This is a genomic window from Aquibacillus saliphilus (assembly GCF_020404745.1).
Classification (GTDB): Bacteria; Bacillota; Bacilli; order Bacillales; family Amphibacillaceae; genus Aquibacillus; species Aquibacillus saliphilus.
Genome location: NZ_JAIZAP010000002.1, coordinates 136,213 through 161,653, shown reverse-complemented (window position 1 = coordinate 161,653; position 25,441 = coordinate 136,213). Strand labels below are relative to the sequence as shown.

Here is a 25,441-nt window from a genome sequence, read left to right as displayed (position 1 = left end):
CAAAAGTGGAATAATACGCCTAGATACTCAAATTCTTTTACTACCGGAAAATTTCATCCATTTAAATTAGCCTGGTATAAATTTTCAAATATCCCAATTCCTCGATAAAAGCTGTTATTGTATGTCTTGCCATCTACTGTCCAAGCAGTTGCAAGTACAGTATGACAATAACCCCAAAGAAGAAGTCGCTCTTTATCTAAATCAAGTTCCTTAGTGAAAATGTCTACTCTTTTTTCAATCACTTGATATGCTCCCTTATTCGGAAGTTTGTTCAACATATATTGAATCAAATCATACTCGATTTCCCCTATTAAACCTTTTGGGTCAATTGCCGTCCATAATCCATCTCCAGACGAGAGCACATTATAGTGGTGAAAATCTCCATGAAGGAGCATTTGCTGGTTTGTTGTGTTATTGAGATATTTAAAGATTCTCCTCGCCTTGTTTAATGTTGCATTAGAAATAGGTCCTACTCCATTTGGATGTTCTTCCGCAAGTTTATGCAACTGATCCTCCCTACTTTTTGTAGTAGGAATCCTCGTATCAACCGGTGCTCGGGCTGATAACTCTTTCATCACATTAGCTGCTATTAGACAAGCTTCTTCATCGTCTGTTACCTCCGCCAACGAATGCCCTGGTGATAGTTTTTCTAAAATGATGATTCTTCCTTGCTTATCTGAATCGATAAGTTGAACAATTCCTTTCTCAGCAAATAATTGTAATGCTTCCCATTCATCTAGAAACTCCTCCTCAGAGACACAGATTTTCACCACTACTTCTTCGAGATTTCCCTTTATTGCTGGTGCTACAAAATTGATTGACAACGAATAAGGCTCTTGTACTTTGATAGACCACTTTTGTTCGCAGTATTTGATGGTATTTGGTAGATTTTCCAGCCATTCTTCACCTTTTTCTTTAAAGTAAAGTCGAACTGACTGAACAAAACTTTCCTGTAGCTTCATCAAGTTTTTCTCCTTCCTAAGCTATTATAATATCCTTGTCATTTATTAAATCCCCTTATATAGACTAGTGTAGAGAAACTACTGCCATTTGGCGAGAACAGATACAACAGACCAAAACGCATGCGTTAAACACCGCTTTCAGATATACAAACGGGGCCAGATATTAACCATGAACTATTTATCCATGGTTAGCACCCGGCCCCCAAAAATAGAAGTACCTTGAGTAATTTAATTAGAGAAATCAACTCCATGATCTTCTTCTAATCGTTTATAAATTTCTTTTAAATTTGGTTTCCTCGCTACAATATTTCTCACACGATAAGACAAATTTATTACTTCACTATTTTGTTGATCCTCTGACAAACCATTCTCGGTTTGATAAATCTCGAGTAAGGTATTGTCTAACAATTGTAAGATGGAATGTTGTGTTCTAACTGCTTGTAATAGCAATTCTTCTTTACTATCACTTGATTTCGATAAACTCATCATTTTTTCTCCTTTTTAAATGTATATTAAATTGAATTGAAGCTAACCACCTATTTTAAAAAGGATTTGTTGCCCACTGTAAGGACTGTTTGATGAATATACGTGGATGAAGTTTAAGTTGTGCTACCATATATTCTGCTAGGTCCTCTGGTTGCATGAATTTTTCTTTATCTTGTTCATCAAGCTTGTCTCCAAAGGCTAGTTCTGTAGCTACAAGACTTGGATTAAGCGTGAATACACGTATATTATTGTGCCTCACTTCTTGCATAAGCGCTTCCGTCATTCCTTGAACTGCAAATTTGGATGCACTATATGAAGTTGATCCAGCAGTCCCTTTCAGGCCACTACTAGATGAGATGTTGATAATGTCACCTTTATCTTTTTCTATCATTTGTGGAAGGACAGCACGAGTAACGTGATATGTACCAAACACATTGACTTCAAACGTGTGCTTCCAGTCTTTTGGATCAGTTTCTAAAAATGAACCACGTAATCCAATCCCCGCATTATTGATAAGGATGTCAGCAGCTCCTAAATTCTTTTCTAAAGTTGCAATTGCTTGCTCGACCTCTTCCATATTTGCTATATCAGCGGTGGCTATACTAGCCTTTACACCAAGCGCTTCTGCTTTTTTTGCTACTTCTAGCAATTTAGTTTCTGTTCGAGCAATAAGTCCAACGTTGACACCTTCTTTAGCTAATTCAAGTACAGTAGACCGCCCGATACCACTACTTGCTCCCGTAACATATGCTATCTTCCCTTTAATTTCTTGTCCCATTTATATCATCCTTTCATTTCATTCGATATATACAAGTGTAAGGTTTAAAAGAGTAAGATTCCAGAAAAAGGGTTTATTAAACATGCACTACCTCCACCTTTTAGAATAAATAATAGAATAATCCATATCCTATTGTTATCTAGGAGGTGGAACCATAATGCCAAACAACAAGAAAAACAAAACTGCAGAAAACATTAAAGATACCGCAGGAGCAGCATTCCACACTGCCCATAGCGCATTAGAAACAACCGAGGATGCTGCAATGGGTGCTGTAGATGCAACCGCTGATGCTGTTAAAAATGCCACAAATAATGAAAATAACAAGAAAAATAATCGTAAATAAACCCTATGTATTTTAACGGGTTCCATTTGGAGTCGCAAACTTAAAAAAGTAAATATATAGAGGTGCAATCCATATTGGATTTCGCACCTCTATTTTCATTGAAAACACTGTTTATTTTAATATTTTACTGAAATTTTTTTAAAATTATACCTATCCACCAAAACGGTAGTAAATTGCTGTAATTGTTCAATGAACTTGCCTTAAGAAACAAACCTTTATAAAAAGTGGTACATGCCCAATTAATAAATTTTTAAAAAAGCCCACATTTTTGTGTTTTTTTTTTAATACAATTCTTCTAGAGGTGATAAAAAATGGCAAGAGTAAAATATACCGATAATGACATTGATTTAATGGCAAGAATGATGAGGGCAGAAGCCGAGGGTGAAGGTCGACAAGGGATGCTTATGGTTGGTAATGTAATTGTAAACCGACTAAAAGCAAATTGTTTAGATTTTAAAGACTTAAGGTCTATAGAGAACGTGATTTATCAAGTGCAAGGAGGAAATTATTCTTTTGAAGCTGTACAAAAGGGTAATGTCTTTTATAACAGAGCAAGGGGTGTAGAAAAAAAGTTAGCGAAACAAGCCTTAGACTATTGGAGAGAACATCCTTCCAAATATGCACTTTGGTATTTTAATCCGTATGCTGAATGTCCACCGACATGGTACGGTCAACCACTTACAGGACAATATAAACAACATTGTTATTATGAACCGCAGGCTGATACATGCGAAGGCGCTTATAGATGGTAACAAACTTTCTTGATTGTTTGTTAGAACGGAAACCTTTGTTAATTTGAATCAAAATCCGCCTATAAAACGGGCGGATTTAGTCCTTATTTTACTAACTTTTTTTAAAAAATCCAGGTACCATCAATGGACAGTTGTCCACGAATGGTACCTGGTATTTATACTCAACTTAAAAATCAGAAGCTTGTGTGTCAATCAAATGCAAATAAACTAACCGTTGATAAGTGTTGTTAGCTTCTTGTTTCTTTCTTGCCGTTCAGTTTCAGAAGCAAGATCATATTTTTTCAGCAAATGAAACAAATCATTTAATAACTCCTGTGAAGCTTGCTTCGTTAAAAATTGACTAATTTCACCTTTCAAATTTGCCGGTAAAAATTCCTCCTGTTTTTGAAACTTATTTAGAACATCTTCATGTGAGTGATCAATCATACATTTCCCCATTTACATCACCTTTCTTTTAACATAGTAGAAAAGGTGCCAGTACCTCTGTGGACTTTTATCCATGAGTAATACTTGACACCAGAGCTGTTGTTTCGTATGAAGATAATAAGGTAGGCTCAACAATTATTTAGTAGCCTGTTCAACAATTGCTTCTACTTCATTTCTAGAAATCTTTTCCCTGCCATTTTTTAATGCCTTAAGGGTTTTATTTGCAAGTGCTAAGGGAATTTTACAGAACAAAAGAATATTTCGATTCTTGATATCCTTCATATATTCATCTGCTAAACTTAGATTGGTTGTTGCATAATGAAACATATCATCCCGGTTCCAGTCATCAGGCATAAAACTGACACCACGCACTTGATCCTCTTGTTGATTACGTAAAATATTAACAGATTGCAAACCTCGTCCAAAAGCGATAGCCAACTCTTTATCTGTTTCGGTATTATCATACCATTTCCATATATCAGAAAGCATCACACCAACTAGTCCCGCAACATAATACGTATAATCGTCTAATTCTTCCTTACTTTTTATACACCAATCTTTACGAGCCCAATCAGCCATCCCAGATGCCATGACACTTGTAGACTCTTTTACTTTTTCGACTATACCGTTAGGACAAACAGTAATCCAGTCACCAAGGCGCAGAGTAACCTCTGGTAAAATAGCTTCGTGTTGTTCCAACAATCCGCGGTATTTAGTTGCATCAAAATTATCTTTCAAAAGTGTACTAATGGCATTCAACAAATTTTGTTTTGTTTCAGGTTTAAGTTGTTCATGGTCTTCGATTTCATCAATCGCTCGCATACATAAATACGCAGAAGCTACTGTCTTCTTAAGTGTAGGCTCCAAGAGGCTGATTGGTATGTAAAATGTTCTACTTGTATCCTTAAGTACCTGCATTGCCTCTTTTTGCAACTTCTTTGCTTCACTCAACGCTTTTTCCTCCCTTAAAATCATGAGGTGAAATAGGTATATTTATACTAAATTACTTTTCTCATCAATTTTTATTGTTGTTACCATAGTTTTTTATTTATTACTATTGTATCATAAAGTTTTTATGCCTCAACCAAAAAAGACATGTTTCACAGAATTGTTACACGCGATTGCAACTCAGATTAAGCTAAATCTTCCCTCTAAAAAAAAGTCCTATCGCCAACCCATGGGTAACTATCCACGCTTTGGCATTCGGTACATCCTTAGAGTGACAACGGAGTCAATTTCATAATTACAATTAAGCCATATCTCAAGTAACATATAGTGGGATTAATCCTTTTCCGGTATATGTTACTTGAGATATGGCGGTAAATAGGTATCATGAAATTGATTAAACTCCCGTTCGATTTTCTATCCTTAAAATCTATCCATAGAGAACTGACGTAAGTCAAAATCACTTTTACCTTCAGTATTCAATTGACTTAAAATTTCACCTATTACGCTACTAAATTTAAATCCATGTCCAGAAAAACCACATGCAATCAGCACGTTATTATGGTTAGGATGTTTATCAATAATAAAGTTACCGTCAGGAGTATTTGTGTATGTACACGTCTTTCCAATGCTGTGGTCCTTTACATCTGATAAATATTTGGATGAAAAATCAATAACATCCTGTTTATCTTCTTGGTAGTTGCCAAATTCTTTTAGTTTATTGGGATCACTTATTGGATACCCTCCATCATTTCGTCCTATTTTAACACCTGAGCCGTTAGCACCTGGAAATCCGTAGTATGTTTCTGTTGGTAAATCAAAAGCAAATGCCGGGAAGTTTTCCGCGCTATAGATACTCTCATCTGAATCAAACCACGAAAAGGTTTTCCTTACTACTTGTAGCGGGGATTCTAGCCCTATTAATGAGAGGATCTTAGGTGTCCCACTACCAGCTGTAACAATTAATGAATCACCTGTAAACACTTCAGATTTTGTTTTTACGATCACACGATTATTGTCATGTGTGATTTCTCGTACTGGAGAATGCGTTTTCAAAGTAGCGCCTCCCATAACCGCCAGATCCCGATATGCCCTGATACAATCCTCACTTAGCAATATACCTGAGTTTTTCTCGTAATAACCTATTAAACCTTTTGGCACATTAAAACCTTTCCAACGATCATTTATTTCAAGTGTTGTTAATTCTTCCACTGACAAAGCATATGTATTAGCGCTCTTTTTTATATTTCGAATAAACTCGGATTCAGGTTTTCCGACATTTAAAACCCCAGTTTGAATAAATAATTCTCTATCTATTAGCGTTTGCAAATCTAGCCATAGCGACTGGGCTCTCAATGCCATTGGAACGTAACTATCTCCTTCTCCGTAGGCATGACGAATAATTCTTGTTTCTCCGTGATGAGACCCTTCAGCATGTGGCGGATCATAGGCATCTAACAATAAAACTTGTTTTCCTTTATTGGTTAAATAGTATCCTGCCGCCATCCCCATAGAACCTGCCCCAATAATTATCACATCATAATTCATCCGTACACATCCTTAATTACTAAAATCATTTAATCTTTCACAAAATTCAATAAGAAAATTATAAAACAAAACTTCAGTTGGGAGCAATTTACGATTTGTTGGGAAAATCACCCCGACTGTCCGCGTCACATTGGGATCAACTAATGGAATCGCCACTGTCGATCGTGGTACGTTATCAACTAATGTCATCTCTGGCATTAACGCTACTCCTAACCCAGCGGACACTAATCCTTTCAAAGCATCAATGTCATCCCCTTCAAAAGCAATTCGCGGTGTAAAACCATGTTTATTACTGGCATTCACAACAAGGTCACGGAAAACATACCCTTCAGGTAGTACGCAAAATGGATCGTCTTTAAGTTCTTGTAGCAAAATAGACTTTCTATCTGCAAGTGGATGACGGATTGGTAAGAGAGCGACAATCTTTTCAGCAAATAATATTTTACCATTAATTTTATTTCCCTTTTCTTCATTTGGCAAAGGAGCAATCATAGCAAGATTGAAATCACCTCTTACAACCCCCTCGATTAGTTCACCATAAAGAGCACTCTTCATTTGGAATTTAGCTTCTGGATAACGCATGCGAAAAGCATAGATAATAGTTGGTAATGTATGTGCTGCCATGCTTATTGGAAAGGCAATTCGAACCGTTCCTTTTTCAGGATCCAAATATTCTTTCACTTCTCTTTCTGCTTCATCCATCAGGTTCATCGCTTGTTTCATCCGATCTAAAAATATCTTTCCAATTGGAGTTAATTTCACTCTTCTTCCTTCACGGATAAACAGATCTATCCCTAATTCACCTTCTAAATTAGATATCTGCCTACTAACTGAAGACTGAGCAACATGTAACACATCTGCTGCTTCAGTAACGTGTTCTCTTCTAGCTACCTCCATAAAATATTGTATCTGTCTAATTTCCACTATTTGCATCCCTCCCACAAATCATGCGCAAAACGCATTAACTTCATCGTAATTTAATATTGCTGCTATCATTCATTAAATTATAGAATTAAAATACGATAAAAAAAAGTGTTTTGTTTAAAATAATATAATCGGAGTTGATATATATGAAAGTACTTGAAGAAGTTAAACAGGAGCATACACTTAAAGAAACACAGACACAAAACGTGAAAGATTATGTTAATCATGTATTCAAAACAGTTAAAAAGCGTAACCCAAATGAAGTTGAGTTTCATCAAGCTGTCAAAGAGGTGTTTGATTCTTTAATACCTGTACTTGTTAAAAATCCAAAATACATCAAACAAGCAATTCTAGAAAGAATCGTAGAACCTGAAAGAGTTATTTCTTTTAGAGTACCATGGATTGATGACAATGGAAGTGTAAAAGTTAACCGTGGATTTCGCGCACAATTCAACAGTGCTATTGGACCATATAAGGGTGGATTAAGATTTCATCCTTCTGTAAATGCTAGTATTATTAAATTTTTAGGATTTGAGCAGATATTTAAAAACTCATTAACTGGTCAACCAATCGGCGGCGGAAAAGGCGGCGCAGATTTTGATCCTAAGGGTAAATCGGATTTAGAGATTATGCGTTTTTGCCAAAGCTTCATGACAGAGCTTAGTAACCACATCGGACCAGATACAGATGTTCCAGCTGGTGATATCGGTGTTGGAGCTAGAGAAATCGGTTATATGTTTGGCCAATACAAAAAACTACGTGGTGCATATGAAGCTGGTGTCCTGACAGGAAAAGGATTAGGTTACGGCGGAAGCCTAGGTCGTACCGAAGCAACCGGTTATGGTACAGTATATTTCGTTGAAGAAATGTTAAAGGATAAGGGATTGTCCTTTAAAGGAAGTACAGTTGTTGTCTCTGGTTCAGGAAATGTTTCTATCTATGCAATGGAAAAAGCATTGGAACTAGGTGCAAAAGTTGTAGCATGTAGTGATTCAAATGGCTATATCTATGATGAAAACGGCATTGATCTTGCCACTATAAAGCAACTAAAGGAAGTAGAAAATAAACGAATTTATGAATACGTAAACGAACATCCAGATGCAATCTATGTAGATGGATATACTGGAATTTGGTCTATCCCTTGCGATATCGCTCTACCATGTGCGACTCAAAACGAGATCGACAAAGATTCTGCTCTAACATTAGTTTCTAATGGGGTAAAAGCAGTTGGAGAAGGTGCTAACATGCCATCAACACTTGATGCTATTGAAATCTTCTTAAATAAAGAGGTGTTATTTGCTCCTGCCAAAGCAGCAAATGCAGGCGGCGTTTCCGTATCAGCATTAGAAATGGCACAAAACAGTGCTAGACAATCTTGGACTAAAGAAGAAGTCGATGCAAAACTACACGAAATAATGAAGAATATTTATCAAGATAGTATGAAGGCATCAGAAGAATATGGCTCTCCAGGTAACCTCGTCGTTGGTGCTAATATTGCCGGATTTGTAAAAGTAGCTGATGTAATGATCGAGCAAGGTGTTTTATAAATAACCGGTTGCTAACTTAATACTGGAATTTACAGTTTTAAAAAATAAACATAATAGTTTGTCTTAATTGCACCGCAATATATGCGGTGCTTTTTTGATTGCAATTACCAAAAATATCAGGCAAAGGGTAGGAATGGTTTAAACGTAAAATAATATCCATGAAAATTTAAAAGAGAGGGATTTAAAATACGTTGAATAAGTTTTTAACTTACACACTTTATTTGACAAGCCCATGAAATAAAGCTTTTCTTGTTTTACTTGTGTCTTTTTCCATAATTTTAGTGCACACATTTTAATAGTGCGTTCTCGTTTCAATTATTTAAAACAAACAAAAACATCACGAGCCATGGCCCGTGATGTTTTGTCTAACTATTTCCAGCTTTATTTTTATTATAAACATCGAATCCAACTGCAAGTAATAGTACCATTCCTTTAATAGCCTGTTGCCAATCGATACCGATACCGATCAACGACATACCATTGTTCATGATACCCATTACAAGACCACCGACAATCGCTCCAATGACGGTACCAACACCACCAGCCATCGATGCACCACCGATAAATACAGCAGCAATTGCGTCTAACTCTAGCATATTACCAGCTGCAGGTGTTGCAGAATCTAAACGAGAAGCAAACATTAAACCAGCTAATGCTGCAATTACACCATTGTTTACAAATACCCAGAATACCACACGCTTCGTCTTAATTCCGGATAAATCAGCTGCTTTTTTGTTGCCACCTGTTGCATAAATATGGCGTCCCATAACTGTATTGTTCATAATAAAGGTATAAATGATGATAAGTACAAAAACGATTACCAACACCATCGGAATCCCTTTATTTAACGCCAATTGGTAGGCAAACCAGTTAATCACATAAATTAGTAATGCTAGTTTAGTAACGGTTATCCATAAAGGTATAACTTCAAAATTATACTGCACTTGTGATTTACGGTTTTTAAATTCCATATAAATCAAAACAAGTGATAGAATACCAGATAAAATGATTGTTAGAATATGCAATCCGTCCGAGCCAAATAAATCTGGTAAAAAGCCTCCACTTAATATTCCAAAGGAATCAGGAAATGGCGCGAGTGACTGACCATCTAACAAATATAAGGTCAAACCTCGGAAAATTAACATCCCTGCTAAGGTTACAATAAAGGATGGAATCCCTATATAGGCAATCCAAAATCCCTGCCATACCCCGATTAGAGCACCTACAAGAAGGGATAAAATAATTGCTAACACTACTGGTACATTATTATTGATCATGAGTACCCCAGAAATTGCACCGACAAAAGCAACTACGGAACCTACTGATAAATCAATATTTCCAGTTATAATAACCAAAACCATACCGACAGCTAATACTAAAATAAAGCCATTTTGCAGGATTAGGTTAGTTAAATTCAATGGGTTAAAAATGATCCCCTCTGTTAATATCCAGAACAACCCGGTAATTAACACAAGTGCAATGATCATCCCGTATTGACGTATATTATTGCGGAATAAATTAATTAATGTTTCCATTATTAGCACCTCCAGCTCCAGCCATATAACGCATAACACTTTCTTGGTCCGCTTCTCCACGATCAAGCTCACCAGTTATACGTCCTTCATTCATTACATAAATACGGTCTGAGAGTCCAAGTACCTCAGGAAGTTCTGATGAAATAACTAATACTCCCATTCCCTCAGCCGCTAATTCATTAATCTGAGAATAGATTTCGAACTTGGCTCCCACATCAATTCCACGTGTAGGCTCATCCAAAATTAAAATATCAGGCTCAGTAAAAATCCATTTACTTAATACAATTTTTTGTTGATTCCCACCACTTAAGTTGCCTGCAACTTGTTCAAGTGTTGGTGTTTTAATGTTTAATTTTTCTCTTAAGAATTGTGCCTCTGTAATTTCCTTACGTTCATCAATGATAGAATTACTAGAAATCCGCTTAAGGTTAGCCAAGGTAATATTTCGTTTAATATCATCAATTAAATTTAATCCGTATGTTTTACGATCCTCTGAAACGTAGGCAATACCATTTGTTATTGCTTCACTTACTGTATTAGCAGTAACTTCCTTACCATTCTTGTATAATGACCCAGTTATTTTCTTTCCATAAGCTTTCCCAAAAATACTCATCGCTAGCTCGGTTCTACCTGCACCCATCAAACCGGCTATTCCCACAACTTCACCGCGGCGAATATGCATATTGACATTATCTATCACTTTACGATCACGCTGCGCGGGATGATAGACATTCCAATCTTTCACTTCAAAAATAGTTTCCCCTATTTCAGATACACGTTGTGGGAAACGACTTGTCAGCTCTCGTCCTACCATTCCTTTAATTATACGATCCTCTGATACCTTTTCTTCATTCGTTTTAATCGTTTCAACGGTTTGACCATCACGCAAAATGGTAATTGAATCCGAAATACTAGAAACTTCATTTAATTTATGAGAAATAAGAATAGAAGTAATTCCTTGTTTTTTAAGTTCATTTAGCAGCTTCAATAAATTTTCACTATCTGTTTCATTTAACGCTGCCGTTGGTTCATCAAGAATCAACAATTTAACATTTTTAGATAGGGCTTTTGCAATTTCCACCAGTTGTTGTTTACCAACACCAATATTCATCACGGCTGTTTCGGGTGAATCTTTCAGGCCAACTTGGTCTAACAATTTTTTCGATTCCGAAAACGTTTCCTTCCAATTCATTATCTGCTTAGATTGTCTTTCATTACCTAAGAAAATATTTTCAGCTATCGATAAGAATGGACTTAATGCTAGCTCTTGGTGAATAATAACGATTCCAACATCTTCACTTTGGTTAATATCTTTAAAGTGACATTCATTTTCCTCAAAGTAAATACCACCATCATAAGTCCCACTAGGATAGACACCACTTAAAACCTTCATTAATGTAGATTTACCCGCACCGTTTTCACCAACTAGTGCATGGATCTTTCCTTTTTCAACCTTTAAATTAACATTATCTAAAGCTTTAACACCAGGGAATGTTTTCGTTATGTTACGCATCTCTAAAATATAATCTGACATACCCTCACCACCTTCCAAGTAAATAACGTATTGGAAATGATTCAGTGGCGACCCTTAGATCACCACTGAATCAGAATTGCTTATTCTAGTTCTGATTCATCGTAATATCCGCTATCAATTACTATTTCTTGGTAATTGTTTATATCTACAGAGACAGGTTCAACTAGGTAAGAAGGAATAACTTCTACATCATTGTCATAAGTTTCTGTATCATTTACCTCTGCTTCTTCACCTGTTAGGATTGCTTCAATCATATTTACCACAACAGCAGCTAGGTCACGTGTATCTTTAAAAACTGTTTGTGTTTGTTCTCCAGCAATAATCGATTTTATCGAAGCTAGTTCAGCATCTTGCCCTGAAATAACAGGCATCGGTAAATCACCAGAACCATAACCTACACCTTTTAATGCCTGGATTACACCACGACTGATGCCATCATAAGGTGACAAAACTGCATCAACGGTTTCACCACCTGAATACGCTTTACTTAGAATGTTTTCCATACGTGATTTTGCTAGGTTTCCATCCCAACGCATTGTTGCCGCTTGTTCAAAATCTGTTTGTTCACTTTGGACTACTACTTTTCCACTATCAATGTGTGGTTGTAGAACAGACATTGCACCATCCCAGAAGAAATATGCGTTATTGTCATCTGGCGAGCCACCAAATACTTCAATGTTAAATGGTCCGTCCTCTTCTTTTAGGTTCAACGCTTCTTCAATATATGAAGCTTGTAATACACCTACTTGGAAATTATCAAATGTAGCATAATAACTAACGTCTGGTGTTCCCATAATTAGTCGGTCATAGGCAATTACTTCAATATCTTGCTCAGCAGCTTTCGCTAATACATTTGTTAGTGCTGTACCGTCGATTGATGCAACAACAAGAACATTCGCGCCTTTTACAATCATATTTTCAATTTGCTCAATTTGCTTATCAACGTCATCCTCTGCATACTGTAAATCAGTTTCATAACCAAGCTCTTCTAATTGCTTGACCATGTTATCTCCATCATCAACCCATCTTGCTGATGACTTTGTTGGCATTGCAATACCAATTGAAGCATCCTTTGCCTCTACTTCTCCTCCATCGTCTGATCCCCCGGAAGCGTCGTCATCTCCGCCACAGGCTGCTAAAAACAACATAAGACTAAATAATAGTGCGAATAAACCTAGTTTTTTCATTAATGAAACCCCTTTCATTCCTTTTAATATCTTTCGTTACTAGAATAACACCACTCTCAATGTAAGGCTTTACATTATTTTAAACCGTTTTTATAAATATTTAATCTAATTGTAATCTATTCGTAAAATTTCATTTAGAATCCGAGTCGGATATTCGGTACTTTTACTAGAACACATAGAAAAACACTTTCCATTAGGATTGGAAAGTGTTTCTAGTTACAACTTATTTTTTAAATTGCATCGGCGAGATGCCAACCTTCTTCTTAAAAGTTGTACTGAAGTAATGCTGTGATTCAAAACCAATTTCCTCTGCAATATCCCGCATTGTCATATCAGTTGTTTTCAATAAATCTGCTGCTTTATTTATACGCAGTTGTGTTAAAAGACCCACATAAGAAATTCCTAACTCTTGTTTCATCATACGGCTTAGGTAAACCGTCGAGACATGTAATGCGTCAGCAACCCTGTCTAACGTAAGCGAAGAATCCTGGTAATTTTGTTCCACAAAAGTTTTTGCCTGTTTAGCAATTGGCGAAATTCGAATTTGCTTCTCTATTTCCATTTTGCACCAATCATAAACTTTATATATATCTGTTAAATCTTCATTCACTTCTGCTTTATACCAATAGACAGCTATATTAAGATATTTTTGGACTGACTCTTCTATTTTTTCAATTTGCTCATTTGAGACTTGTTGCCACAAACAAACATTAAGTAAATGGGCGCGATCACGAAATACAGCAGCCTTCTCTGACCCTAGTATTTCTTTCACAATATTCTCAATCGCAAATAATAAAACTTGCCGATCATTTTCTTGCATAAATGATTGACTTCGATGGTATTCTGGCCACCTAATTACGATATATTGCTCAGGTGAAGTTGCTGGATAACTTAAGAATTGCAATTGCTCTATAATTTCTTCCTTTGCTAGTTGTCCTTCTATCCACTCTTGAAAAAATCTTTCCTGTAGTTGTGCATAATTCTTCTTTAATTGATTTGCCGCTTGTTTCAAGTATGCCTTCTGATCCACTTCTATATCTAGTTTTTGCTTTAGCTCTAGTAACAAATCTTGCAGTTTTTCCGGATTTACAGGTTTCAACAAATAATCCTCTACCTGTAATCGAATTGCTTCTTGTGCATAGTGAAATTCATCATAACCCGTTATAACAAGCATTTTGCAATCTGGCAATTGCTCCTTTAACTTTTTCATTGCATTAATGCCATTCATCAATGGCATATTTAGATCAATCAAAAGAATATCAATTTGATGCTCAAGAGCTAGTTCAACTGCTTCTTCTCCATCCTCCGCTTCACCAACTACTTCCATACCATGCTTTTCCCATTCAACGGACGATCGGATACCATCACGAATAATAAATTCATCATCTGCAATTAATACTTTCCATTTACGCATTATATAAATCCCCTTTTACCATCCTATCATCAAATAGAATTGGTAATAAGATTTCGATGGTTGTACCACCGTTATCGTTACTACCAACATGGATACCGTAACCTTCTCCAAATGCTAATAAAATCCTGGCTTGAACATTCAACATCCCATAGCCTTTTTTAGACCTTGTTTCTCCTTGATTCTCTGTTCGTTTAATAGCCTCGCTTAACGCCTTTTGCATTTCTTGAAGTTGAGATTCTGACATGCCAATTCCATCGTCCTCAATAACAACTGATAGTTTTTGCTCTTTTTCCTCTGCCGTCACAACAATATGACCAGCGCCTCGTCGTTCCTTGATACCATGATAGATGGCATTTTCGATAATCGGCTGTAAAATAAATTTTAATACATATAAAGAATGAAGACTTTCGTGCACATCAATCCGGTAGTTTAATTTATTACGATACCTCGTTTTTTGGATCATCAGATAGCTTTCAATATGCTCTATCTCCTCAAGCAGTGTAATTGTATCTCTTCCCTTACTTAAACCAATTCTGAACAATTTCGCCAAAGACTCGACTACTTCAGCTACATCATCAGCCTTCTGCTTTCTTGCCATCCATTGAATCGTATCGAGTGTATTATAGAGAAAATGCGGGTTAATATTTGCTTGTAGACTTCTAAATTCTGCTTCTCGTTTTTGTCTTTCATGCCGCTCTGTTAAGCTTAGTAATTGATTAATTTGCACCAGCATTTTGTTAAAACTACGTCCAAGTAAACCAATCTCATCATCCCGCTTTTCCTTGTAACGAACATCAAGATTTCCCCCTTCTGCTTTCCGCATGAAGGTCATTAATTGTGAGATTGGATTGGATATCGAATTCGATAGAAAATACGATAACGGAATGCCAAATAACATAAGAATAAAAACAAAAACAACTAAATAAAACTGAATCTCTCGCATTTCGAAAGTCGTTTCCTCTGCAGGGAATACACCAATCGTCGTCCAATTAGCAAACGTAGATTCTTGAAAGATAAATTGCAATTCTTGTGAATTAATTTTTTTTGAAAAGTTACCTGAATTTTCTCCTTCTATCCATTCATTTGGAATTGTTTCAATTAAAGGATCATCTGGTTGATAGATATTTTGATTTTGGTCATCGACAACCATAAGATAGCCCGTTTTTCCTAATCGTACATCTCCTACTGTTTCAGCAATTACTCTTAACTTTAAATCGATTAAAATAACACCCTGTACCTCTTGTGTATATGGGTCCACTACTGCTCGAACAACCGAAACCACTTCATCGTTTTTGTAATTCACTATTGAAGATATATTTCGACCTTCAGGTTGTCCAATTATTTTAAAAATCCCTTTATTGTCAACTGCTTCTTGATACCATGATTCTTTTGTTAAATCTTGATTAGCAGATGCATGAAATTCATTACTTACATAGTCTCCCTCGTTATTTACAACTAATAAACCAGCCACCTCAGGTGATAGAGTTGTAAAATTGCGAAGATACCGTTGGATATCATATTCAATATTGTCTGCAGAACTTTGTTGTTCTTCCTCATCTTGACCAAAAAAATCCTGCACATTTTCATTGAAAGCTATATAATAGGTAATACTTTGCATGTTATCAATATAGAATTCAAAGGTTTCGTTGACCTTGCTTATCAGTTGTAAGGTATTTTCATTCGCTTGTTGCTCAAGTACTCGTTCAACTGTCCAATTGATTAACAATCCCAGACAAATTATTGGAATAATACTAATAATTAAAAAGTGAGAGATTAACTTATATCGAATGGGTAAATTATTAATTTGGATCCAACGCTTCAATAAGATCAATCCATTCTAGAGAGGTTTAATGCGGATAATAAGAATCCACATTTTCTTGAGTAACAATCGTAACACCAGTATCCATGTAACGCGGTAATGGTGTGTTTTCATCTTCTTGTTCAACAATATCATGTTGAAGATGGAATAAAAATTGTAGCGACCAATACCCCATTTCCCATGTTCCCTGTGCTAGCGTTGCAGAAATTGTGCCGTCTTCAATCATATCAAGCGTTCCTTTATCAGTATCAAAACTAATAATTTCAATTGACTCCTGGAGATTGTTGTCAACTATCGCTTGACCAACCCCCACGCCGCCATTTGCCTCTGTCGCAAAAATTCCATCTACATCTGGAAAATCCGTCATAATTTCCTCTGTAACTTGTCTTGACAACATTTGATCGCCTCGACCATCTTTGATCGTTACGACCTCCATATCAGAATATTCCATGAAAATAGTATCTTGAAATCCTTGTGTACGTTCCTGATGATTTAATTGATTTGGCTGCGTAATCACACCAACTTCGCCATCTTTATCTAATAACTCCGCCATCTTATGTGCAGCTTCTACCCCGGCGTAATAGTTATCGGTTCCTAAAAAGGAATATGCTTTACTTTCTGGTGCATCTGCATCAAACATAACGATGGGAATCCCAGCGTCTACCGCTTTATCGATTACCGGATTTAAAGCCTCAGGATCCATTGTTGATACTGCAATTCCCGCGGGGTTTTTAGCAATCACCTGTTCTAATACCGTTATTTCTTCATTTAAGTCATATTGGGTCGCACCGCGGTATTCAACCGAAACATTCAACGCTTCTGCGGCATCCTCAAATCCTTTTAATGCTGGTTTCCAATAATCAATACCTACCTGAAAGGTAACCATTACATAGGTTTCATCCATATTTCCCTTTAATTCATTTTCAGACCATTCCCGTGTTGTCGCATTCTCCGTTTCTATTTGATAATTATATACATATAAGACAAATAGTCCGATTAATATTAAATAGATGAAAAGCAGTTTTCTCAAAATTATGAAACCCCTTTCAAACAACCGCAAGTAAATAGACTTGAGTTACACTATAATTAGTCCAAATGAAATTCTACTAATCTCGTATCAAAATTGTATCGGAAATACTATAATTCCACAAGCTTTACCTTTAAAACTAATGTCATTATTGATTTATTGCTAAATTGTGTCGTAGGAATGCCTATCCACAGGGCATTTGCCGATAACCGATACTCCTCTATACTCGTCCATGAACAAAACCGACGTTACCTTATTAAGGATAACGTCGGTTTTGTTTTCTATAAGTTAGCTTAGTTTCGAATTAATCCATTTTTCAACAAACTCATTTGTATCTTGTAATTATTCAATGCCTTCTCATTGGACAATTCCTTTGAAAATTTATCAATAAAATTGTGAAAGGTAACAGCAGAGATGATTTTCATCAGATGTAATAACTCTTCGTCTGATGTCACATTTAAATTGCTCCTTTTAATTTGTTCACGAAACACATCAAATTTATCTTCATTCTCTTCTTTTGTAAACATTTCAGAAAGGGAATTTTCGATTTTGTGATTCATATTTAAGAATGCATTTTTCAAAAAGTTAAAATTGTCATCTTCTTCGATCATAGTTTGGAAAAACTCTGGCATTGCTTCAAATAAATTGCCATCATTCTTTTTTAATATCCATAAAAACTTATTATTAGTTTGGAGGGTGAGTTTGTTAAGTAGATAGAAATACGCATCCTCTTTATCCTCGAAGTATTGATAGAAGCTTCCGCGCGGTATTTTAGCCGTTTTAATAATATTAGCGATGGAAGCTTGAAATAATGGAACTCTCGAAAATTCTTTCTGTACTGCATCTAATAATAATCGTCTTTTCTCTTCCGATAAATTATGAAAAGTAATTTTAGGCAATCCTTATACCACCCTTCTACTGACAATCCCCATTGATTAATGGAATGGATTATTACTTTTATCTATTATCTTGTTATTTATTTTTTTAAAAATAAGATAGTTTCTTAGCTCTATTTTCTTCTTCCAAGAATTCAACAAAGTAACTGATCGCCTTCATCGATTGGTTTTGAACAAGGGTTGTGTACTTTTCTTTGACATGAGATTTAACGTCATCACTTTTATTAATTCTGTCAACCATCAAAGCAATACTGCATTTCATTATCTCTTTCTGGTGATAGTTAGCTTCTTTGGACAATGCCAAGCCGATAGCACCTAATAGGGCATATAATATTGCTGATGATATCGGACCACCTGGCATGACGAATAATAAGAAGAACAAGTTAAAAAAAGAAATAATAATTAATGGAAGCGACCAAAAAGAATATCTAGCAGCTTTTTTAGTCAAAGGTTCTAAGTCCCCTTCTAACTTCTCAATTTCAACTTTGATAAAATGTGGCATATCATTCATTGCAAATTTCATTGTTTTCACCTCGCCTTACTAACCTTTTTTTTCACTTACACCTGTCAAAAAGTCATAAGGAAGAAAAAATCTTTCCTTATCAATCGTTATTTCTTGTATATCTTCTTCCAACTCGACATTTTCCTTTAGTTGGTTCATCTCCAAATGAATATTTTCCATCTTCTTATCTAACTCCATTGCTGATGTGGCCGCATCCTTCAATTCATTTTTCAACCGTTTAGGAACTTCCTTTTTGTATTTGTAGTATATTTTATGCTCTAAACTCGCCCAGAAATCCATCGCAATCGTACGAATTTGGATTTCTACATAAACTCGCTCTTCTCTATCAGACATAAAAATTGGAATTTCAATTATTAAATGTAGACTTCGATAGCCATTAGGTTTCGCGTTTTTAATATAATCTTTACTTTCAATTACAGTGATATCTTTTTGGTTTTGTAGCATTTCACTAATTTTGTAAATATCTGATATAAATGAACAACTTATTCTGATTCCTGCAATGTCTCGAATATTTTCACGAATGGCCACCAAAGAAAAATCATGGCCTTTCTTTTTAGTCTTTTTAAAAATACTCTCAGGAGATTTAATCCGAGATTTCACATGTTCAATCGGATTATAATCGTGGATATACTGGAACTCTTGTTGTAATATATTGATTTTTGTATTTACTTCTTCTAACGCAAATTTATAAGCCATCATAAATCGCATTAATTCTATTTTTACTTCCTTTGCTTGTTTCCTATCCTCCGGCAAATTCACCTTCATTATAATGCTCTCCTTAGCAAAATAAAATTGGATTAACGACAAAAGTGACACGATGTCATCCATAGTTTGATTTTAAATGACAAGGTGTCACATGTCAATATGTTTTATCTATATGAAAAGCGAAAGGCTTTTTATTGTGCTTGACTTAAAACCTCAGTCGGGCTAAGCGCTGGAGCTACGAAGCGCGAAATTTTAACGTTTCTTAAACAACAAAAGAACCCCCAGCACGGACAAGGGATCCATGCTGGGGGTTCGTAAAATCTATTGTTATTCACATGAAGCTTAACTTTCAGTTACTTCGTGATTACCGCTTGATTTCTTTTGATCAGAATCTTCTTCTTTTTTTGAAGGATTTTTAATAAAAAATGCTAACACTAGCCCGATGATTGCAATTACGCCTGCAACAATAAACGATACATTGACACCGTGTATCAGACCATTTACACCTTGGTTGGGTAATTCATTATTTGTCATAACCGTTACAAGTAAAGCTGTACCAACTGCACCAGCTACTTGGCGCATGGTATTGTTCATTGCTGTCCCGTGCGGAATTAAATGAACTGGTAGCTGGTTTAAACCAGCTGTTGTAGCTGGCATCATCACCATCGCAACGGAAAGCATTCTAAATGCATTCACGACCGCCAAGTAAGTAAACGTCGTTTCTTCTGTTAGGTTGGTGAACATGAACGTTGAGATAACTAAAATCGATAAACCAATAATCGAAAGCCACCTAGCACCAAATTTATCAAACAATCTTCCTGTTATAGGGTTCATTAATCCCATTATTATTGCACCTGGCATTAACATTAACCCTGACTCTAATGCAGTATAACCTAGCATATTTTGCATCAACAATGGTAAAACGACAGCCGCACCGATCATCGCTATAAATACAATCATGCCAAGAATCGTTGTGATAGTGAAAACTTTATTTTTAAATACCCCAAAGTTAAGAATTGGCTGTTCAAGCTTCGATTGACGGGTTATAAACAAGAATAGACTAATCGCACCAACAATCATAGATATAATCACTTCTGCACTACCCCAGCCACTACCACCTGCAGAGCTGAATCCGTATAACAAGCCACCGAACCCTAATGTGGATAAAATAATCGATGGAATATCGAGTTTTGGATTTTTTTGTTCGGTAACATTTTTAAGAATAAAATAGGCAACAATAATATCGATAACAATGATTGGTAAGATCACGTAAAATAAACTTCTCCATGGAAAGTGCTCGACTAGATAACCAGATAAAGTTGGACCGATCGCTGGGGCGAATGCAATTACTAAACCAAACATCCCCATCGCCGTTCCACGTCTTTCTACCGGAAAAATAAGAAACAATATTGTTTGCATTAACGGCATGATAATACCAGCACCCGAAGCCTGAAGTATTCTTCCTACCATTAGCATCGCAAAGTTCGGTGAAACAGCACAAACCAGTGTACCTATCCCAAACAATCCCATCGCGGTAAGAAACAACCTTCGTGTAGTAAATCGTTCAATCAAAAAAGCGGTTATCGGTATCATGATACCATTTACAAGCATAAAAATTGACTGTAACCATTGAGCAACGTTTGCATCTAAATTTAAATCTCTCATAATATGAGGTAACGCAGTTGCTAATAGTGTCTGATTTAAAATAGCGGCAAATGCTCCTGATATTAATACAATCATAAGTGGTATTTTATTAAATTTTTGCTCTGACTGTGGATGATTCTGACTTTCAACCATACTCTTCCTTCTTTCTAAAATTTAAATCTGTGATCTCACTAAATTTGATAAAACATCGGCAAACTAACGTAGTTCATTTTTTTCTAGTCTGTCACATTCTACAACAATCATAGCAACTAATTTAAGCATATAATTTTTATTATAGTTGTTTTACACAATTGAGTAATTGTATTATACAACTATATCCACTGTCAATCTTTTAATATGTTAGGAATGTTTAGACACGAAAAATAGTAAAGGTAGGGAAAAATATGAATGAAAAATCTCTAGAAATGATAGAACTTGAAATGGCGGTTCTCGTACGTCGCATCACAACCATTACTGCTGGTAAAAGAAATGCAAAGTTGGACCGGGCTGCATACCTCCTCTTACAACAACTATCAGATAACGGTACTGCTGGTGTAAAGACTTTAGCTTCTGAATTACAACTTGATATTTCTACCGCAAGTAGACAAGCCGCAGCTCTAGAGGGAAAAGGATATGTGAAAAAGACACCTAATACACAAGATAAAAGAGCCTATTTCTACCAAATCACAGAACTTGGAACAAATGAATGGATGATGTACAAACAAGCAAGACTTGACAAGTTTTCAAAATTACTAAATGAATGGTCAGATGATGAACGAGAAAGTTTCGGACATCTATTACATAAATTTAATCAAGCTATAAACAAAAAAATGTAGTCTTTCCTTTTAAGAAAGCGCAAACGCCTTGTTAGCCCCGACAAGCTTAAGCCAAGCCTCGGCGCCTGAGTTCTTTGTGGACAGAGAGAGGCTTGACTTAAGACCTAAGGCGGGATATGCGCCGAAACCGAACGTGACCATAAAAAACCAGGTTACGAGAACCTGGTTTTAATCAAATCTTATAAGTGGTTAGTGACGTCTGCATCTTCACGAAGTCTTTCAACAAGCTTCTGATATACTTGTCCTTCTTTTTGACTCTTTATTTGAGTTTCAAGAGTTGGCTTCATTTCTTCAAAAGATTGGATTTTTACTTCTTCGCCATCTTTTCCACCCATTTGCTCTTGTTGCGCTTTATACTGTTCATAAAGTTCTTGTAACTCATCGTCTGTGATCTCGATGTCGCCAGACTCATTAGCGATAAGCTTATCTATTTTCACTTGCGTTTCAAGCTGAGACATTATTTCTTCCTTAGCCATACCTTGATCTTCGAGTGTAGTCAAGAACTCATCCTGTGATTTTAAACCATATTGTTCTACTAATCCATCTAGTGTTTCATTAACCTCTTCTTCTGAAGCCTTAAAATCACTGCTATTGGCCTCTTGTTTTAGAAGTTCAAGACCAATCATGCTATCTGCAATCTGCTGTTTTAATTTTTCCTGGTCAACTTCTTGTCCAGACATTTGAGATTGCATGGCAGCTTTCTGAAATTGCCCCGTGTAACTAGCTTCAAATTCTTCTTTTGGTATTTCTTCTCCATTTACTTCTGCCACAACATCAGGAATGCCTTCTAAGTCAGGCTCCGGCATTTCCGGTTGTGCACTTTCTCCGTCTTCAGAAGCTGCTTCGCTATCTCCAGCAGGCTCTTCCTCCTGCGTTTTTGTTTCTTCATTAGTTTCTTTTGCCGATTCATCCGAATCACTGCATGCAACCATTACGAATGCTAGTGCAGCAAAGGATAAAAGTAATAACCATTTTTTAATCAATCTAATTCCCCTTTCTAATTCAACGTGATGGTAATTCTAACATAGATTTATTTGTTGTTCATCCAAGCCCAACACAGAGTTAAGCATAAAGATACCTTCAAATAAATCGCTCATCCATTGTCATGACAAGCATACTTTAAAACTAAGTCCTTTAATTTCAATAAATGTGTAAAAACTATGTAAATTACACTCTGGTTGAAGCACATATCAGAAGAACAAAGGCACAGGCGCATTCAAAATAAGAAAGACACTTATTCTTTCGAAAATCATTCTAAATTGCCTTCCAGAATAACCTTCCTGACAAAACAGAAAAAAGCCTATTAAAACAGGCTTAATTTGCATCAATAAAAATTATTACACCCACTATATTCGATCCTCAACCTCTTTTCTGATTAACTCAATCATTTGATCTGATAAATTTGCAGGAAGAGAACTGTTATTCTCAAAAACCCAGCTATTAATTATTTCGAGGTCTGCTTTATTGAATGTAATGCTGAAATTTTTATTATTGTGAGTAAAATCAGCTGTTACAGTTTCTTCGTTACGAAAACCATCATCAATAATCATATTATAAATCTGATAGGACTTCATGATGCAATCTCCTTTTAGTGAATCGTTATATATAGATTTTACCTTAAACAATTGTTTATTCACTATTTCTATATTCACCTTTATGTTTAGCAGGAAATAATTAACTCCAAAACTATTTACTAATGGACTTGCCATTTATTTTTGATATAATCATCTTGAATCATTTATACATATGAGAAGGGGAATTACTTTGCAAATCAAAAAGGATTACAACTATGTACCATGGGTTTTGGGGCTATCAATCGCGATTAATGTCATCATAGTAGCACTGTTATTTGTTCCAGAAATAAATAGTGGCTCAAGCTTTGATATCAAGTTATTGCCACTTCTTAATGCAATATTTAACTCGTTCACATTCGTTTTTTTGCTAGCAGCATTATTTATGATTTTGCGTAAAAATATCACCTGGCATAAGCGATTCATTTTTGCAGCATTCACTACGACGGCTTTGTTTCTTATTTCTTATTTGACCTATCATACCATGTCCTCCTCTACTTCATATGGAGGAGAAGGAATTTGGCAAACGGTCTACTATTTCATTCTTATTACTCATATTGTCCTTGCGGCTGCTATCGTACCATTGGCATTACTTACCTTGTTCCGTGGCCTTGCAATGAAGGTCGATAAACACCGCAAAATTGCTAGATGGACAATGCCTATTTGGCTATATATCAGCTTAACAGGCGTAATTGTCTACTTAATGATTTCTCCCTATTATTAAGAAATCGAGGAATTAAAAATTAAATAGTTACTTTATCGTATAGAAGGCGATACTCCCCACCTTAGGAGTATCGCCTTCTAATTGTCTGTTCGATTGAGAATGTATTGATCTAACAGAGTGTTTTCTGGTTCCGAAAAAGCCACCACAACCTAGAGCAATTATTTACCTCATCTTTACAACTCCCTAAATAATGGCTGTTTGTTAGAATTGACGAGATGTTTTTTAATTTCCAGAAAATCAAACCAATTTTTGTGCAAAATAAAAAACAAACCCCACCAAGTAGATAGGATTTGTTTATTTTAATTGACGCTTTACTTGCCATCAACCACTTCTTTTAGAATCTGATAGGAACGTTTTTGTTTATCAGTATCATAAATATAAGAGATTGCCATGATTTCGTCGACATTATATTTCTCCTGAAACCTAGACAGTTGTTCTCGTATCGAATCTTTACTTCCAAGTAAAGTCATACTGGACATTGATGAAGCCACTTCTTTCTCTTGCTGATTCCAAATCTTATCCATGTTTTCAACTGGAGGACTTAACGGATTCTTGGTACCGCGAACTACATTAAGGAAAAATTGTTGCATTGTTGTTGATTCGACTTTGGCCTCTTCATCACTTTCAGCTGCGATTACATTAACGCAAACCATCATATATGGGGAGTCCAAGTATTCTGAAGGCTGGAACCGTTCGCGATAAATAGAAATGGCCTCCTCCATGTATTTTGGTGCAAAGTGAGAAGCAAACACATACGGCAAGCCAAGTTTTGCAGCTAAAACCGCTGAATCCGTCGATGAACCAAGGATATAAATTGGAATATTCGTCCCAACACCAGGATAAGCTTTCACTCGGCCTTGATTCTCTTCTGGTCCAAAATAAGTAAGCAAGGATTGAACATCCTTAGGAAATGTATAAACAGAATCATTGTTAGACCGTCGTAGTGCATCGGCCGTCAACATATCTGTCCCAGGTGCTCTGCCAAGACCAAGGTCCAGTCGATTAGGATAAATGGTCGCCATTGTTCCAAATTGTTCTGCTACTACCAATGGTGCATGGTTAGGTAGCATAATTCCGCCGGATCCTACATGTATCTCTTCAGTATGGTCTAATGTATGTTTGATTAACATCGACGTCGCCGAACTGACCAATGTTGGTGCATTATGATGCTCGGCAATCCAATATCTTGTATAACCCATTTTCTCAGTTGCTTGTGCGAGGTCAACCATTGAATCGATGGCTTGTTTAGCTCCCTGCCCCTCCCGAATAGGTGCTAGGTTTAAGACGGATACGGGTATATTTATATTTGTCATTT

The 25,441-nt window shown here is 36.0% G+C and carries 25 protein-coding genes; 5 read left to right on the top strand and 20 right to left on the bottom strand.

Features of this window, described 5'->3' with window-relative positions; translation table 11 throughout:
- Positions 1 to 53: 53 nt before the first annotated feature.
- The 3 genes from LD272_RS03330 to LD272_RS03320 all read right to left on the bottom strand — a co-directional run bounded on the left by LD272_RS03330 (position 54) and on the right by LD272_RS03320 (position 2,226).
- The gene (locus LD272_RS03330) at positions 54 to 962 is read right to left on the bottom strand and encodes an aminoglycoside phosphotransferase family protein (protein ID WP_226035175.1); all 909 of its coding nucleotides are present in this window, start codon (positions 960 to 962) and stop codon (positions 54 to 56) included.
- Positions 963 to 1,190: 228 nt separating this feature from the next.
- Entirely contained in the window at positions 1,191 to 1,448 is a 258-nt protein-coding gene (locus tag LD272_RS03325) for a hypothetical protein (RefSeq protein WP_226035174.1), read from the bottom strand.
- Between the two features lie 55 nt (positions 1,449 to 1,503).
- A complete protein-coding gene (locus LD272_RS03320; RefSeq protein ID WP_226035173.1) occupies positions 1,504 to 2,226 on the bottom strand; it encodes a 3-ketoacyl-ACP reductase in 723 nt (240 codons plus the stop codon).
- 157 nt (positions 2,227 to 2,383) lie between these two features.
- Between LD272_RS03320 and LD272_RS03315 the strand changes: the two genes are divergently transcribed.
- On the top strand, positions 2,384 to 2,569 hold the full coding sequence (locus tag LD272_RS03315; RefSeq protein ID WP_226035172.1) for a hypothetical protein: 186 nt from the start codon (positions 2,384 to 2,386) through the stop codon (positions 2,567 to 2,569).
- Between the two features lie 311 nt (positions 2,570 to 2,880).
- Positions 2,881 to 3,321, top strand: a complete 441-nt coding sequence (locus LD272_RS03310) for a cell wall hydrolase (RefSeq protein WP_226035171.1) — start codon at positions 2,881 to 2,883, stop codon at positions 3,319 to 3,321.
- Positions 3,322 to 3,528: 207 nt separating this feature from the next.
- Here the strand turns inward: LD272_RS03310 and LD272_RS03305 are convergent, their stop codons facing one another.
- The 4 genes from LD272_RS03305 to gltC form a co-directional block, all read right to left on the bottom strand.
- Positions 3,529 to 3,759, bottom strand: a complete 231-nt coding sequence (locus tag LD272_RS03305) for a group-specific protein (RefSeq protein WP_226035170.1) — start codon at positions 3,757 to 3,759, stop codon at positions 3,529 to 3,531.
- 123 nt (positions 3,760 to 3,882) lie between these two features.
- The gene (locus LD272_RS03300) at positions 3,883 to 4,698 is read right to left on the bottom strand and encodes a squalene/phytoene synthase family protein (protein ID WP_226035169.1); all 816 of its coding nucleotides are present in this window, start codon (positions 4,696 to 4,698) and stop codon (positions 3,883 to 3,885) included.
- Positions 4,699 to 5,115: 417 nt separating this feature from the next.
- Positions 5,116 to 6,240, bottom strand: coding sequence for an N-methyl-L-tryptophan oxidase (gene solA, locus LD272_RS03295; protein ID WP_226035168.1), 1,125 nt, complete (start codon positions 6,238 to 6,240; stop codon positions 5,116 to 5,118).
- Between the two features lie 12 nt (positions 6,241 to 6,252).
- Positions 6,253 to 7,164, bottom strand: coding sequence for a glutamate biosynthesis transcriptional regulator GltC (gene gltC / locus LD272_RS03290; RefSeq protein ID WP_226035167.1), 912 nt, complete (start codon positions 7,162 to 7,164; stop codon positions 6,253 to 6,255).
- Positions 7,165 to 7,310: 146 nt separating this feature from the next.
- On the opposite strand from gltC, the gene gdhA reads away from it, so the two are divergent.
- Positions 7,311 to 8,711 carry an NADP-specific glutamate dehydrogenase gene (gene gdhA / locus LD272_RS03285; RefSeq protein ID WP_226035166.1) on the top strand — a complete coding sequence of 467 codons (1,401 nt, stop codon included), beginning with the start codon at positions 7,311 to 7,313 and terminating at the stop codon, positions 8,709 to 8,711.
- Between the two features lie 365 nt (positions 8,712 to 9,076).
- On the opposite strand, the gene mmsB is transcribed toward gdhA, so the two are convergent.
- The 10 genes from mmsB to LD272_RS03235 all read right to left on the bottom strand — a co-directional run bounded on the left by mmsB (position 9,077) and on the right by LD272_RS03235 (position 21,148).
- Complete coding sequence (gene mmsB, locus LD272_RS03280; protein ID WP_226035165.1) at positions 9,077 to 10,246, bottom strand: multiple monosaccharide ABC transporter permease; 1,170 nt, start codon at positions 10,244 to 10,246, stop codon at positions 9,077 to 9,079.
- The gene (mmsA, locus tag LD272_RS03275; RefSeq protein ID WP_226035164.1) at positions 10,230 to 11,780 is read right to left on the bottom strand and encodes a multiple monosaccharide ABC transporter ATP-binding protein; all 1,551 of its coding nucleotides are present in this window, start codon (positions 11,778 to 11,780) and stop codon (positions 10,230 to 10,232) included. The genes mmsB and mmsA overlap by 17 nt, the downstream gene beginning before the upstream one ends.
- Positions 11,781 to 11,860: 80 nt before the next feature.
- Positions 11,861 to 12,967, bottom strand: coding sequence for a multiple monosaccharide ABC transporter substrate-binding protein (chvE, locus tag LD272_RS03270; protein ID WP_226035163.1), 1,107 nt, complete (start codon positions 12,965 to 12,967; stop codon positions 11,861 to 11,863).
- A 223-nt stretch (positions 12,968 to 13,190) separates the two neighbouring features.
- Positions 13,191 to 14,381, bottom strand: a complete 1,191-nt coding sequence (locus LD272_RS03265) for a response regulator transcription factor (protein ID WP_226035162.1) — start codon at positions 14,379 to 14,381, stop codon at positions 13,191 to 13,193.
- Complete coding sequence (locus LD272_RS03260; RefSeq protein ID WP_226035161.1) at positions 14,374 to 16,203, bottom strand: cache domain-containing sensor histidine kinase; 1,830 nt, start codon at positions 16,201 to 16,203, stop codon at positions 14,374 to 14,376. Before LD272_RS03260 ends, LD272_RS03265 begins: the two co-directional genes overlap by 8 nt.
- A gap of 25 nt (positions 16,204 to 16,228) precedes the next feature.
- Positions 16,229 to 17,230: a substrate-binding domain-containing protein gene (locus LD272_RS03255; protein WP_226035160.1), complete on the bottom strand. Its 1,002-nt coding sequence runs from the start codon at positions 17,228 to 17,230 to the stop codon at positions 16,229 to 16,231.
- Positions 17,231 to 17,520: 290 nt separating this feature from the next.
- Positions 17,521 to 18,126, bottom strand: coding sequence for a TetR/AcrR family transcriptional regulator (locus tag LD272_RS03250; RefSeq protein WP_226035159.1), 606 nt, complete (start codon positions 18,124 to 18,126; stop codon positions 17,521 to 17,523).
- A gap of 85 nt (positions 18,127 to 18,211) precedes the next feature.
- Positions 18,212 to 18,646, bottom strand: a complete 435-nt coding sequence (locus tag LD272_RS03245) for a DUF5392 family protein (protein ID WP_226035158.1) — start codon at positions 18,644 to 18,646, stop codon at positions 18,212 to 18,214.
- A gap of 18 nt (positions 18,647 to 18,664) precedes the next feature.
- The gene (locus LD272_RS03240; protein WP_226035157.1) at positions 18,665 to 19,411 is read right to left on the bottom strand and encodes a GTP pyrophosphokinase; all 747 of its coding nucleotides are present in this window, start codon (positions 19,409 to 19,411) and stop codon (positions 18,665 to 18,667) included.
- Between the two features lie 282 nt (positions 19,412 to 19,693).
- Complete coding sequence (locus LD272_RS03235) at positions 19,694 to 21,148, bottom strand: MDR family MFS transporter (RefSeq protein ID WP_226035156.1); 1,455 nt, start codon at positions 21,146 to 21,148, stop codon at positions 19,694 to 19,696.
- Between the two features lie 251 nt (positions 21,149 to 21,399).
- On the opposite strand from LD272_RS03235, the gene LD272_RS03230 reads away from it, so the two are divergent.
- Complete coding sequence (locus LD272_RS03230) at positions 21,400 to 21,831, top strand: MarR family winged helix-turn-helix transcriptional regulator (RefSeq protein WP_226035155.1); 432 nt, start codon at positions 21,400 to 21,402, stop codon at positions 21,829 to 21,831.
- Positions 21,832 to 22,010: 179 nt separating this feature from the next.
- On the opposite strand, the gene LD272_RS03225 is transcribed toward LD272_RS03230, so the two are convergent.
- Together LD272_RS03225 and LD272_RS03220 are read right to left on the bottom strand one after the other, a co-directional pair.
- Positions 22,011 to 22,814, bottom strand: a complete 804-nt coding sequence (locus tag LD272_RS03225; protein ID WP_226035154.1) for a SurA N-terminal domain-containing protein — start codon at positions 22,812 to 22,814, stop codon at positions 22,011 to 22,013.
- Between the two features lie 363 nt (positions 22,815 to 23,177).
- Complete coding sequence (locus tag LD272_RS03220; RefSeq protein WP_226035153.1) at positions 23,178 to 23,405, bottom strand: hypothetical protein; 228 nt, start codon at positions 23,403 to 23,405, stop codon at positions 23,178 to 23,180.
- Between the two features lie 172 nt (positions 23,406 to 23,577).
- Between LD272_RS03220 and LD272_RS03215 the strand changes: the two genes are divergently transcribed.
- Positions 23,578 to 24,126, top strand: coding sequence for a DUF420 domain-containing protein (locus LD272_RS03215; RefSeq protein WP_439647375.1), 549 nt, complete (start codon positions 23,578 to 23,580; stop codon positions 24,124 to 24,126).
- 311 nt (positions 24,127 to 24,437) lie between these two features.
- Here LD272_RS03215 and LD272_RS03210 read toward each other — a convergent pair whose 3' ends face one another.
- Positions 24,438 to 25,439 (bottom strand): LLM class flavin-dependent oxidoreductase, encoded by a 1,002-nt coding sequence (locus LD272_RS03210; RefSeq protein ID WP_226035151.1) that lies wholly within the window; start codon positions 25,437 to 25,439, stop codon positions 24,438 to 24,440.
- Positions 25,440 to 25,441: the final 2 nt, after the last annotated feature.

What these genes read in the sequence shown, in the direction of transcription:
- LD272_RS03230 (WP_226035155.1), top strand. Translation starts at nt 21,400, where the DNA reads ATGAATGAAAAATCTCTAGAAATGATAGAACTTGAAATGGCGGTTCTC.
- solA (WP_226035168.1), bottom strand. Translation starts at nt 6,240, where the DNA reads ATGAATTATGATGTGATAATTATTGGGGCAGGTTCTATGGGGATGGCG.
- LD272_RS03320 (WP_226035173.1), bottom strand. Translation starts at nt 2,226, where the DNA reads ATGGGACAAGAAATTAAAGGGAAGATAGCATATGTTACGGGAGCAAGT.
- LD272_RS03215 (WP_439647375.1), top strand. Translation starts at nt 23,578, where the DNA reads ATGAGAAGGGGAATTACTTTGCAAATCAAAAAGGATTACAACTATGTA.
- LD272_RS03245 (WP_226035158.1), bottom strand. Translation starts at nt 18,646, where the DNA reads ATGAAATTTGCAATGAATGATATGCCACATTTTATCAAAGTTGAAATT.
- LD272_RS03235 (WP_226035156.1), bottom strand. Translation starts at nt 21,148, where the DNA reads ATGGTTGAAAGTCAGAATCATCCACAGTCAGAGCAAAAATTTAATAAA.
- LD272_RS03220 (WP_226035153.1), bottom strand. Translation starts at nt 23,405, where the DNA reads ATGAAGTCCTATCAGATTTATAATATGATTATTGATGATGGTTTTCGT.
- LD272_RS03315 (WP_226035172.1), top strand. Translation starts at nt 2,384, where the DNA reads ATGCCAAACAACAAGAAAAACAAAACTGCAGAAAACATTAAAGATACC.
- LD272_RS03265 (WP_226035162.1), bottom strand. Translation starts at nt 14,381, where the DNA reads ATGCGTAAATGGAAAGTATTAATTGCAGATGATGAATTTATTATTCGT.
- LD272_RS03310 (WP_226035171.1), top strand. Translation starts at nt 2,881, where the DNA reads ATGGCAAGAGTAAAATATACCGATAATGACATTGATTTAATGGCAAGA.
- LD272_RS03240 (WP_226035157.1), bottom strand. Translation starts at nt 19,411, where the DNA reads ATGAAGGTGAATTTGCCGGAGGATAGGAAACAAGCAAAGGAAGTAAAA.
- LD272_RS03330 (WP_226035175.1), bottom strand. Translation starts at nt 962, where the DNA reads ATGAAGCTACAGGAAAGTTTTGTTCAGTCAGTTCGACTTTACTTTAAA.
- chvE (WP_226035163.1), bottom strand. Translation starts at nt 12,967, where the DNA reads ATGAAAAAACTAGGTTTATTCGCACTATTATTTAGTCTTATGTTGTTT.
- mmsA (WP_226035164.1), bottom strand. Translation starts at nt 11,780, where the DNA reads ATGTCAGATTATATTTTAGAGATGCGTAACATAACGAAAACATTCCCT.
- LD272_RS03325 (WP_226035174.1), bottom strand. Translation starts at nt 1,448, where the DNA reads ATGAGTTTATCGAAATCAAGTGATAGTAAAGAAGAATTGCTATTACAA.
- mmsB (WP_226035165.1), bottom strand. Translation starts at nt 10,246, where the DNA reads ATGGAAACATTAATTAATTTATTCCGCAATAATATACGTCAATACGGG.
- LD272_RS03305 (WP_226035170.1), bottom strand. Translation starts at nt 3,759, where the DNA reads ATGGGGAAATGTATGATTGATCACTCACATGAAGATGTTCTAAATAAG.
- gdhA (WP_226035166.1), top strand. Translation starts at nt 7,311, where the DNA reads ATGAAAGTACTTGAAGAAGTTAAACAGGAGCATACACTTAAAGAAACA.
- LD272_RS03210 (WP_226035151.1), bottom strand. Translation starts at nt 25,439, where the DNA reads ATGACAAATATAAATATACCCGTATCCGTCTTAAACCTAGCACCTATT.